Below are 11,653 nucleotides of genomic sequence, written 5' to 3' on the forward strand. Positions count from 1 at the left end.
CGTCATCATTTGCTCCATTGAAAATCTTGACCCCATGGGCGTTCACACGGGCGACTCCATCACCGTGGCTCCGGTGCAGACTCTTTCCGACGCCGAATATCAGCAGATTCGCGATGCTTCCATTGCCATCATGCGTGAAATCGGCGTTGAAACCGGCGGCAGTAACGTGCAGTTCGGTATCAATCCGGCCAATGGCGAAATTGTTGTCATTGAAATGAACCCGCGTGTGTCGCGGTCTTCGGCTCTGGCCTCCAAGGCGACTGGTTTTCCCATCGCCAAAATTGCGGCCAAACTGGCCGTTGGCTACACGTTGGATGAACTGCGCAACGACATCACGCGTGAGACTGTGGCCAGCTTTGAGCCCGCCATTGACTACTGCGTGGTCAAGATTCCGCGTTTTACCTTTGAAAAATTCCCCGGTGCCAAGGACGAGCTCACCGTTTCGATGAAGAGCGTGGGCGAGGCCATGAGCATTGGCCGTACCTTCAAAGAAGCCCTGCAGAAAGGCTTGCGCTCTATGGAAATCGGGGCCACTGGCCTGGGTTTCAACTTCAACGCCGAACTGCCTGACCGCGAGGAGATCCTTGAGTCTTTGCAGCGGCCCAACTCGCGCCGCATCTTTTCACTGCGGCAGGCTCTGCTGGCGGGCATCACGGAAGAAGAAATTTTTGCCGTGTCTGCTATCGACCCCTGGTTTATCCGGCAGTTGCAGGACATCGTGGATATGGAGCAGCGCATCCGCAACTTTGGCATGGCCAATGACATGACAGCCAGTAACGAAGCTCTGGCGGTCATCTTGCGCGAAGCCAAGGAATACGGTTTTTCCGACAGGCAGCTTGCCGAAATGTGGAAGCGCCCCGAAGCTGATATTCGCCGTTTGCGCAAAGAAATGAATATCCTGCCGACGTACTATCTGGTCGACACCTGCGCAGGGGAGTTTGAAGCCTACACGCCCTATTTTTACTCGACCTACGAGAAGGGTGAAGAAATCAAGCTTGAAGACCGCCGCAAGGTGCTCATCCTGGGTGGTGGCCCCAACCGTATCGGTCAGGGCATTGAGTTTGACTACTGTTGCTGCCATGCCTCCTTTGCTCTGCGGGATGCTGGCATTATGGCCATTATGGCAAACTCCAACCCCGAAACTGTCTCCACAGACTACGACACTTCAGATCGGCTCTATTTTGAACCGTTGACCTTCGAAGATGTCATGAACATTGTGGAAAATGAAAAACCCGATGGGGTTATCGTGCAGTTCGGCGGCCAGACCCCGTTGAATCTGGCTGTGCCGCTCATGCGCGCAGGCGTGCCCATTCTTGGCACCAGCCCTGACGCCATTGACCGCGCAGAAGACCGCGAGCGCTTTCAGGCTCTGATTCAGAAGCTGGGGCTGCTGCAGCCGCCCAACGGTACGGCCATGAGCCTTGAAGATGCTCTGGAAGTGGCCGAGCGCATCACCTATCCTGTGGTGGTGCGGCCAAGCTATGTGCTTGGCGGCCGCGCTATGGCCGTTGTGTACGACGCTTCGGAACTGACCGCGTACTTCCACGCTCAGGTGCCCGAAAGGCCGGAACACCCCATCCTTGTCGACAAGTTCCTTGAACATGCGGTGGAAGTGGATGTGGACGCCCTGTCTGACGGCAAGGACGTGTACGTTGCAGGCATTATGGAGCATATCGAAGAAGCTGGCATTCACTCCGGCGACTCGGCCTGCGTGTTGCCTTCCTATTCGCTGTCTTACGACCATGTGGCCCTTATTGCGGTTCAGGCTGAAGCTCTGGCCCGCGAACTCAAAGTGGTGGGCCTCATGAATATCCAGTTCGCCATCAAGGGCGACGATATCTATATTCTTGAAGTGAACCCGCGCGCCTCGCGTACGGCTCCCTTTGTGTCCAAGGCCACGGGCGTGCCCCTGCCGTATCTTGCCACCCAGGTCATGCTGGGCAAGACCCTGGACGAACTTGACCCCTGGAGCATGCGCAAGGGTGGTTTCACCTGCGTGAAGGAAGCGGTTATGCCCTTCCAGCGCTTCCCCGGTGTGGACGTAATACTTGGACCTGAAATGCACTCCACTGGCGAAGTTATGGGCATGGGCTCCAACTTTGGCGAGGCCTTCCTCAAAAGCCAGCTTGGTGCAGGTCAGGTGCCGCCGCAGGGAGGCAAGCTTTTCCTTTCGGTGAATGACCGCGACAAACCCTTCCTGCCTGAAGTGGCGGAGAAATTTGCCAATCTGGGCTTTGATCTGCTGGCTACCAAGGGCACTGCGGCCATTTTGCGCGAGCACGGCCTCAAGGTTGAAGAAGTGCGTAAAGTTTACGAAGGCCGCCCCAATATCGTGGATCTGCTCATCAATCACGAGGTGGCACTGGTCGTGAACACGGCTTCGGGCAAACATACCGCCAAGGATTCCAAGGCCATTCGTCAGGCGGCTCTGAACTACAAGGTGCCGTACTGCACCACCATTGCTGCGGCACGCGCCACGGCCACGGCCATAGGTTCGCGGCGGGACGAAACCCATGTGGAAAGTTTGCAGGAATACTACGCGCGGGAAGCGCGGGGGTAAGTTATGAAAGCATTGCTGGTGCTTGAAGACGGATTTACGCTTGAAGGCAAGTCATTTACTGGCGAATTTGAAACCGGTGGCGAAGTTATTTTCACCACTGGCATGACTGGATATCAGGAGGTTCTTACCGATCCTTCTTATTACGGGCAGATGGTCTGCATGACCTACCCCCTCATTGGCAACTATGGCACCAGCCGTGAAGATATGGAATCTGCCGGGGTGCACTGCGCGGCTCTGCTGGTCAAGGAATGCTGCAAAAAGCCTTCTAACTGGCGTTCCACAATGTCTTTGCCTACGTTTCTGCAGCGCTATGAAAAGCCCGGCATGGAAGGAATCGATACCCGTGCCCTGACTCTGCATCTGCGTATCAACGGGGCCATGCGCGGCATTATTTCTACAAAAGAAATGGACCCCCGCGTGTTGCAGGAACGCGCCAAAGCGCTGCCAACCATGAAGGGACGCAATCTCGTGCCTTTCGTGGCTGCCAAAGCGCCCTATACATGGTTTGATAACGCCGTTCAGGAAGCGCCAATGGCCGAAGACGGCAGTTACGCATGGCGTGACGCCGGGCTGCCGCTTCTGGTTTATGACTACGGCATCAAGTGGAATATTTTGCGCCGCTTGTGCGAGGCGGGTTTTGAACCTCTGGTTGTGCCGCCAAACTTCACTGCAGCGCAGGCCAAAGCCAGTGGGGCCAAAGGGGTTTTTCTGTCCAACGGCCCCGGCGACCCGGCTACGCTGACCAATGAAATCGCCCTGGTGCGTGAACTCATTCAGGCTTTTCCCGTTACGGGAATTTGTCTTGGCCATCAGCTTATCGGCCACGCCCTTGGGGGCAGCACTGACAAGCTCAAGTTCGGCCATCACGGCTGCAACCATCCCGTCAAGGACCTGACCACGGGCCGCATTGAAATATCTTCGCAGAACCACGGGTTCCATGTGGTTCTGGACGGGTTGGAAGATGTGGAAGCTACCCACATAAACCTTAATGACAATACGCTTGAAGGGCTGCGCCACAAGACGCTGCCAGTCATGAGCCTGCAGTATCATCCGGAAGCTGCCGCTGGGCCGCATGACGGAGAATACCTGTTTAGCCGCTTCAGAAAATTGATTGGCGAGGCCATCGGAGCCTGATTCTTCGGAAAAGACTTGATATGCACGTCTTCTTATGGCTAGATTGTGGCAAGCACTGATAGCGATTAGCGCTTTTTATTTTCTGGTATGAGGATATTTCGGCGGTTTAGCCCGCCTTATCTGCAAACTGCAAGGAGCTTCGTGTGAAAAAGTCAGTTTTGAGCCTTGGGCTGGTTTTGGCTCTGGTTCTGGCCTGCGCTCCCGTTCGTGCGGCAGAAGCCACCGCCGTCAGCGATGTGATTCAGACGAATCCGGTTGAACAGCTTACAGGCAAAGTATGGCAAAAGACGACTGAAACCGATAAGGCAGCCTTTCTTCTTGGTGTCGAATCGGCCATTGCCGTGGAATACTTTGTTAATGCCAAAATAACGGAAAAAGCCGCCAAAACCGGCAAAAAACCCACCTGCACCCTGTCGCCCTTTGAAAAGGGCTGGATGAAGGCTTTCAAGGACGTTAACCGCGCCGACATCGTCAAGATGGTGGATCAGTGGTATGCGGCCAACCCCGACAAGCTTGAGCGTCCGGTTTTGGGTGTTATCTGGTATGAACTGATTGCCCCGCGTCTTGCCGCGAAGTAGGGCATCTGCCTTTCAATGCGATGACAAGACTTTTCAGGAGAATCATCATGAAAAAAGTTTTGATTATTGGCCTGCTGGCCGTCATGTTCACCAGCGGCATCGGTTGCACCAATATGAACAAAACCCAGCAGGGTGTTGCTAGTGGCGCGGCTCTTGGTGCTCTGGGCGGTGCTGGTATTGCTGCCATTTCTGGCGGCGCTGCTGGCTGGGGTGCTCTTGCCGGTGCTGGCATCGGCGCGTTGGCTGGTGGCATTGTTGGGCACGAGCAAAGCAAGGGCAACAGCTGGTAACGCACGCTTTGCACTTTGTTTAAGACTTGAAAAGGGCCGGATTTCCGGCCCTTTTGTTTGACGGCCATCCGGGTCACATAAATCAAATGAGGGAGGCTCACATGAGCGGCACCCTGCACTCAGTATTTTTCAGTCCAACCAGCAGCAGCAAAAAAATTGCCCGCGCCGTGGCATGGCCTTTGTCACAGGCACTTGGCAAAGAACTTTGCGAACACGATTTGACCTTTCCGCAAGGCCGCAACAAATTTCTTCAATGCACCAGCGACGATGTTTTTCTTTTTGCTTTTCCCGTTTATGCCGGGCGCGTTCCACGCCTGCTCAGCAGGTTCCTGACCCAGCTGGATGGTGGGGGAGCGCGGGCTGTGGTTCTAGCCGTCTACGGCAACCGCCACTATGACGATGCCTTGCTGGAAGCAGTGGATACGATTCAGGAACGTAATTGTTCAGTTGTTTCCGCAGGAGCTCTTGTGGCAGAGCACAGCCTGACGGCGAAAGTTGGTACGGACAGGCCAGATGCCCAGGATTTGAAAAGTGCTGAAGAGTTTTCCCATCATGCGGCGCAAGCTGTTCTTTCGGGCCATGCAGGACCAGTAAGTGTGCCGGGCAAGCGTCCTTACAAAGATCTGCCGCCTGCTATGGATATACGCCCAAAAACATCAGATGCATGTACGCAATGTTTGCTCTGCGTGAGCCAGTGCCCCATGCAGATCATCAGTGAAGATGATCCTGCCGAGGTGGGGCAGGGCTGTATTCGTTGCTGTGCCTGCGTCAAGGCATGCCCGGAGCAGGCAAAGTTTTTCGATCAGGAACCTGTGCTGAAGATAATCGGCATGCTGGAAGAAAAATGCCGGGACCGCAGGGAGCCGGAGTTCTATACGGTTTAGCCTGCCGGGCTTTAAGGATAGGTATTAATTGGGAAAGGGGGTATGCTTTGCATACCCCCTTTCTCGATAGCTTATCTGCCGCGTTCAGAGAATCACTTGTTGATGCTGTGGAGCTGCTCAAGCAGGGGATCTGGCAAATCAATTGCCCCCTTTGCCAGTGCTGCGGCCTCCAAAGCTATTCTCCTGTCGCCGGGCAGGCGCACACCCTCTTGATCGGTAATAAAATGCAGCAATATATCAAGCCGGTCCGCAAAGTGTTCTCCAGCAGTAGAAGCAGGATCCATTATTAGAAAACTTTGCCCGATGCGTGGCGACGGCCCTTCCGCCGAATACATAGAACTTGCCTCAATGCCCAAGGCAGCTCCCGGCAATACGGCTGCCATAATTTCTATTATCAGCGCCAGCGCGTAGCCCTTGGGGCCACCGAAAGGCAAAAGTGCCCCTGCAAAAGCCTTTGCTGGATCGCGTGTGGGGTTGCCGTCAGTATCAACCGCAGCGCCTTCGGGTATGAGCTCTCCCTTTTCGGTTGCCTGTAGAATTTTGCCACGAGCCATTAAGCCCATTGAGATGTCAATGATCAGGGGCGGCGAGTTTTTTCGGGGGCAGCCCATAGCCATAGGGTTGGTGCCAAAGGTTCTCTTACTGCCACCATAGGGAGCAATAGCTGCAGGGCTGTTAGCAAAAGCTATAGCCAGAAGGCCTTGCTTTGCATAATCTGCGACAGAAAGTCCGAGAACGCCAGCATGCTGGGAATTGTTTATGGCCAGTAAGGCTATGCCGTTTTCCTTGGCAGTCTGTGCCGCAACAGGCAGGCTGTCAGCAATAGCTCTATAGGCAAAACCACAGCGGGCATCTGTAAGTATGGCTCCCGGCCTCGGTTGCAGTATCTGCGGTTCCGCAAAACCATCAATCTTTCCAACAAGTGCCTGGGCTGCGTAATAGGGGGCACGAGAAAACCCGTGCGAAGGAATGCCCTGCATCTCGGCCCGAAGCAGTGCCTCAATGGTCACAACGGCGTTTTCTTGGCTGACCTTGTGCCGCATAAGGAAGCTCTGGCCGAGGTCGCGTGCGTCATTCAATGAAATGGAACTCATATTGCCACCTGTAAAAGTTGGGTCGTTATCGCCATACCTGGGGGAAGGCATCACTGCCCCATATGCGTCTGTAGCCAAACAGGCAGATACCAGTTTATGTGGCTGACGAAAAGCGGGAAAAATACTCCTGCCTGAGCCAGCATAGTAAGGCAAAAAATGAAAAGGCCGCACCATAATGGCGCGGCCTTTAGGCATTTCTGATTTATCTGGCAGGTGCGGCTACAGGGGGGTATCCACAATTTTGTCCATATCCACCAGCTGACCAATGTTGCCGGAGGCAAAGCCGGTGAGAAGCAGGTTGGTCAGTTCGCCGTCATACCGGGCATCCCCGGCGAGGTCTTTTGCAGCTGCAAGAGGTTCCTTGGCTTCACTGTAAGGCTTGTGGCAAATCATTGCGGAAAAGGAATCCGCAATAGCGGTGATGCGTCCCACCCGGCTGATCTGATGAGCTTTAAGGTGCTGGGGATAGCCAGAGCCGTCCATGCGCTCGTGGTGCTCATAGCAGGCCCGCACCAACTCTTCAAAGCTCACATCCATCTTGTGCATGAGTTTGATGCCCACAAGCGGGTGCGGCAACACCTTGTCACGTTCTTCGGCCTTAAGGGGCCCAGGCTTGTTGAGCAGAAAAGCGGGAACCTTGCTCATGCCAATGTCATGCAGCAAAAAGGCCAGAGCCATCCGGTCAAGATCTTTGCGCCGGTATTCCCCACCCACCTGCATCCACAGCCAGAGGCCGATTGACATGCTGTTTATGGCGTGGCGCGCAGGCTGGTACTTGCGGAACAGGCGGCGCATAAATGTGTTAATGCGGTGCCTGTCTTCCCACAAATATTCTGTAATCACCATAACGTCGCGGTACAACGGTTCAAAGAGTGGCTTGATGGGCTGGCTGTTGAATTCTGTATAGCGAAGAAACAGTGCACGGATGCAGATGTCAGCGATTTCAGCTTCCTTGAGGTTCTTGTCTTGCAAAACAAGATCAAGCTGCTTGACGATGTGGCGCGAATAGATGTGGTGGTCCGAGCGGGCCACAAAAAGATCGCCTGCATCGCAAAGCCGGGCCACTTCTTCAACCTGTTCGTTGGTCAGGCGTGTTTCCTTTTTGCAATAAGGAGCCAGCACCATGATGTCATCACGAAAGCTGAAAAGATCCACCGGCGGGCGATACTTAGGAAAGCTGGAAAGAATTTCGCTGCTTATCTGATAGTACTCCTCGTTAATGTTTTGAGGAACTTCTTTTGCAGTCCGTGCTTGTTCGGCCATGCCCTACTTCCAATAGATTTTGACAAGGTTGGTGCCTCTGGGGGTGGCGGAAGAACCCTTGACCTGGCCAGCAGTGATGACGGCGCAGTCATCGGGATCAAAATCGGCGCTGTTGTGGATGAACTGTTCGGCCCTGACAAGGTGGCTTTCTTCATCCTGCGGACTCGACACAAAGGCAGGTTTTACGCCCCAGACAAAGTTGAGGGCTTTGACCGTCACAGGGTCTGGCGTGAGAGCGTAAATCTGCTGCGGAGGCCGCCTGGCTGAAACCTGACGGGCCGAGCTGCCGGAAAGGCTGTGGGACACAATGGCCTTGGCCTGTGCCTTGTCTGCCAGCAGGCAGGCCGAATACGCCAGAAACTCGGGAATGCCCTTGTCTGCATCGGGTTCTTCAAGTCTGTGGTTGAGCAGAAGCAGTTTTTCGGCCTCATCAGTGATGCGCCGCATGTAACGTACGGTTTCCACAGGAAAATTGCCCATGGCCGTTTCTTCAGAAAGCATTACGCAGTCGGCCCCGTCCAGCACGGCATTGGCCACGTCTGTAGTTTCAGCGCGGGTAGGAGCGGGGCTGTTTACCATTGAAAGCAGCATTTGCGTAGCAACAATAACAGGCTTGGAGGCCTTGTTGCAGGCGCTGATGATGCGTTTTTGCAGGGCGGGCAGCAAGGGCAGGGGGCACTCTACGCCAAGATCGCCGCGCGCCACCATAACTACATCTGTTTCAGCAAGAATTTCAGCCAGATTGTCTACGGCACTCTGGCGCTCAAGCTTGACTACCACAGGCAGTTTCAGGCCTGCGGCAGCAATGAGTTCCTTGGCTTCGCGCACGTCGTCAGCCGTTTGAACATAAGAAATGGCCACGGCGTCAACACCAAGTTTAAGGCCGTCGGCAAGGTCTTTTTTGTCCTTGTCCGTCAGGGCGCGCACCTTGGTGGCCTTGCCGGGCAGGGCCAGGCCCTTGCGGGAAGTGACAATACCTGCATTGTCTGCTTCCAGAAGCACACGTCCATCCGGGCGGCGTTCCTTCACTATGAACTGAAGTCCGCCGTCTGCCAGCACCATGCGGTCGCCGGGGTCAAGGCTTTCAAGGATGACTTCGTGGTCAAAGGGCAGATAGGGCATTTCGTCGGTACGGTCAGCGCTTGCCCCCAGCAGAAGATGCATGCCCTTGTCTACGTCAATAGTGCCTTCGGGCACTGTTCCAAGGCGAATCTTGGGGCCAGAAAGGTCCTGCATGATGGTGATGGGCCTGCCAATGACCTGCTCAACTTCACGTATGTTTTTTATGATGGTTACAAAGTCTGCAGCGGAACCGTGTGAAAAGTTGAGGCGAAAAACACTGACGCCTGCTTCCGCAAGCTGTTGCAGCTTTTCTCTGCTATTGGACGCAGGTCCTATGGTGGCAACAATTTTTGTTCTCATGATGTGTCCTTGTTTGGAGGGCAAGTGAGGCTGGTCTGGCGCATTGGCGCAAAGGAAGAACATTATGGGGCCAGCACATTAAATCATCCTGATTTTACCATGCATTGTCAAGATATTCAGCCTGGCGCGCCGAGAGAGAATGGCCGTGAAACTTTTGTGCGAACTGTCATGAGTGCGGAAAGCTTTGACCTGAGGCGCACAACCCGCAAGCAGGATCAGTTGGGTGGTAAAAACCACTTTTTACCACTGCCGTACCCTTGTGGGTAAAAGGGGATTTTCAGAGCAGCAATTCGCCGAAAAAATGGCTTCAGGCATAAATATTATACTTTTTTCCCAGTTAGCTTGACACCCCTATTGGCTTGGGGCATAAGTGGGAAAAAGTGGTAATTATAAGTAATAAAGTGGTAAAAAAGTGCCAAAGCTCTTCACCAAAAGTCTCTCCCGCAGCCTCGACCCCAAGGGTCGTCTTATGCTGCCGCCGGAATACCGGGATGGGCTTTATGCGGAGGGTGGCACAGGCGCTTTTTGGCTTACAGCTTATTATGGCCGCCTTGTGGCCTACCTGCCTGAAGACTGGGAAAAGATCACAGAACAGTTGAGTCGTATTCCCATGCCTTCTCCTCGACTTTCACACTTCAAGACCAAGGTCATGGGCCTCGCGCAGGAAATGCTGCCCGATGCCCAGGGCCGAGTGCGCATTCCACAAGCCCTCATGCGTGAAGCCGGCCTCCAGAAGGACGTCATGCTGGTGGGCATGCTCAACAAATTCGAAGTCTGGGATCAGACTCGCTTTGACGCCCTGGAGCTTGAGGACGTCTCCGACGAACTCGCTGCCAGTGGCGTGGCAATCAGCCTTTAGGTTTAATCATGATGCAAACCATGCACGAAAATGCAGAACAGGTTCGTCACGTACCTGTTCTGCCTCTGGAAACGCTGGCCGCGCTGGCCCCGCGAGCCGGGGGGCGCTATCTGGATGGCACCCTTGGAATGGGTGGTCACGCCAGCGCCGTTTTGGCGTCTGCGCCAGATATAGAACTTTGCGGTCTTGACCGTGACGAAGATGCCCTGGAACTCGCAAAACAGCGTCTGGCTCCGTTTGGTGCGAGAACGCATTTGTTTCATTGCCGCTATAGCGACTTTACCGATCCCTTGGGCCAGCTTGGCTGGAGCAAGATAGACGGCGCTTTGCTGGACATTGGCGTTTCTTCTCTCCAACTGGATGAGGCGGGGCGCGGCTTCAGTTTTTATGGCGATGGGCCGCTGGACATGCGCATGGATCAAAGCTCGGGCCAGCCTTCGGCCTGGCACTGGGTCAACCGTGAAAGTTTCGACAAACTCAAAGATTGCATCGCCACCCTTGGCGAAGAACCGCAGGCAGGGCGTATAGCCCGCGCAATTGTGGATGCCAGACAAAAAGACGCCATAGATACCACGGCTCAATTGGCCACGCTGGTGGAAAAAGCCTATCCGGCAGCCTGGCGGGCCAAGGCCCGGCGCCATCCGGCCACACGCACGTTTCAGGCTTTGCGCATGGCCGTTAACGATGAATTGGGCGAGCTGCAGCGCTTTTTGGATCAGATACTGGCCTATCTGCCCGTTGGAGGCCGTTTGGCCGTCATTACGTTTCATTCGCTTGAAGACCGCATGGTCAAGCAGGCCATGCGCCATTGGGCAGAAGGCTGCCGCTGTGCGAGGCATATTCCACGTTGTATATGCGGGCATCAGCCAGAAGTGCGCATACTGCACAAAAAACCCGTGCAGGCTGGTCCGGACGAACTGGCTGTCAATCCTCGCGCAAGCAGCGCCAAGCTGCGAGCTGTGGAAAAAATAGCCGAGGCTTCCGGTTCATGAAGCGCAACGTTACTGCAAAGCCAGCTGGAGGCAGGGGATGGTTACTGTTTCTTGTGCTTGGTTTGCTGGCCTGCATGGTTATGGGATTGGTGCTTGTGTGGAGCAATATTGAACGTATGGACACCACCTATTTCATCAACATATCGCAGAATACCATGCGTGAACGCCGCGCGTTGCGCGCAAAGCTTGAAGTAGAGCGGGAGCGCCTGCTTTCGCCCTACGAACTGCGCCGCAAGGCCGAGGAATTTTCCATGCGGGAGCCGAAGCCCGGCCAGATTCGCCGCATGGAGGCACGTTAGACTCCAGCTGAAAAGAGAGCCCGGAAGAGATTCAGGACTTAATGAGGCAAATACAGGTCCGGCAAAACAGGCTGGATTTCACCATACCGGAACAACCCGGAAGCTATTTGGGATAAACCATGTTCAAATTCAATTCCCGCAAGGGTAACAGACATACTGATGCCCCCAGAGCTGAAAAAGTGTCCCGTCCTGCCAAGCGCGCACGGGCCAATGCTTCTGAGAGCAAGGTTCGTTTCGCCTGGACAGAAAAATTTGACTGGGGCCGCATCCGCATCAAG

General features: G+C 54.6%; 11 protein-coding genes. 8 read left to right on the forward strand and 3 right to left on the reverse strand.

From position 1 onward, the window contains the following. The 5 genes from carB to QM579_RS09675 form a co-directional block, all read left to right on the forward strand. Positions 1 to 2,560, forward strand: a 2,560-nt coding sequence (carB, locus tag QM579_RS09655; RefSeq protein WP_414998949.1) for a carbamoyl-phosphate synthase large subunit, incomplete at its 5' end; no start/stop codon positions are given. 3 nt (positions 2,561 to 2,563) lie between these two features. Then, positions 2,564 to 3,694, forward strand: a complete 1,131-nt coding sequence (gene carA, locus QM579_RS09660) for a glutamine-hydrolyzing carbamoyl-phosphate synthase small subunit (RefSeq protein ID WP_414998950.1) — start codon at positions 2,564 to 2,566, stop codon at positions 3,692 to 3,694. A 143-nt stretch (positions 3,695 to 3,837) separates the two neighbouring features. Then, the gene (locus QM579_RS09665; RefSeq protein ID WP_414998951.1) at positions 3,838 to 4,272 is read left to right on the forward strand and encodes a hypothetical protein; all 435 of its coding nucleotides are present in this window, start codon (positions 3,838 to 3,840) and stop codon (positions 4,270 to 4,272) included. 47 nt (positions 4,273 to 4,319) lie between these two features. Next, on the forward strand, positions 4,320 to 4,562 hold the full coding sequence (locus tag QM579_RS09670; protein ID WP_183718215.1) for a glycine zipper domain-containing protein: 243 nt from the start codon (positions 4,320 to 4,322) through the stop codon (positions 4,560 to 4,562). A gap of 101 nt (positions 4,563 to 4,663) precedes the next feature. Further along, positions 4,664 to 5,446 (forward strand): 4Fe-4S ferredoxin, encoded by a 783-nt coding sequence (locus tag QM579_RS09675; RefSeq protein ID WP_414998952.1) that lies wholly within the window; start codon positions 4,664 to 4,666, stop codon positions 5,444 to 5,446. A 92-nt stretch (positions 5,447 to 5,538) separates the two neighbouring features. On the opposite strand, the gene QM579_RS09680 is transcribed toward QM579_RS09675, so the two are convergent. The 3 genes from QM579_RS09680 to pyk form a co-directional block, all read right to left on the reverse strand. Beyond that, a complete protein-coding gene (locus QM579_RS09680; RefSeq protein WP_414998953.1) occupies positions 5,539 to 6,540 on the reverse strand; it encodes an Ldh family oxidoreductase in 1,002 nt (333 codons plus the stop codon). A 219-nt stretch (positions 6,541 to 6,759) separates the two neighbouring features. Then, positions 6,760 to 7,803 carry an HD-GYP domain-containing protein gene (locus QM579_RS09685; protein ID WP_414998954.1) on the reverse strand — a complete coding sequence of 348 codons (1,044 nt, stop codon included), beginning with the start codon at positions 7,801 to 7,803 and terminating at the stop codon, positions 6,760 to 6,762. 3 nt (positions 7,804 to 7,806) lie between these two features. Continuing rightward, on the reverse strand, positions 7,807 to 9,225 hold the full coding sequence (pyk, locus tag QM579_RS09690) for a pyruvate kinase (protein ID WP_414998955.1): 1,419 nt from the start codon (positions 9,223 to 9,225) through the stop codon (positions 7,807 to 7,809). A 412-nt stretch (positions 9,226 to 9,637) separates the two neighbouring features. Here pyk and QM579_RS09695 point away from each other — a divergent pair, with 412 nt between their 5' ends. From QM579_RS09695 to QM579_RS09705, 3 genes are read left to right on the forward strand one after another with little or no spacing between them, the layout of a single operon-like run. After that, positions 9,638 to 10,084 (forward strand): division/cell wall cluster transcriptional repressor MraZ, encoded by a 447-nt coding sequence (locus QM579_RS09695; protein WP_414998956.1) that lies wholly within the window; start codon positions 9,638 to 9,640, stop codon positions 10,082 to 10,084. Positions 10,085 to 10,092: 8 nt separating this feature from the next. Next, positions 10,093 to 11,076, forward strand: a complete 984-nt coding sequence (gene rsmH / locus QM579_RS09700; protein ID WP_414998957.1) for a 16S rRNA (cytosine(1402)-N(4))-methyltransferase RsmH — start codon at positions 10,093 to 10,095, stop codon at positions 11,074 to 11,076. Beyond that, entirely contained in the window at positions 11,073 to 11,375 is a 303-nt protein-coding gene (locus QM579_RS09705; RefSeq protein ID WP_414998958.1) for a hypothetical protein, read from the forward strand. Before rsmH ends, QM579_RS09705 begins: the two co-directional genes overlap by 4 nt. Positions 11,376 to 11,653: the final 278 nt, after the last annotated feature.

It is taken from the genome of Desulfovibrio sp. (assembly GCF_047607245.1).
Classification (GTDB): Bacteria; Desulfobacterota; Desulfovibrionia; order Desulfovibrionales; family Desulfovibrionaceae; genus Desulfovibrio.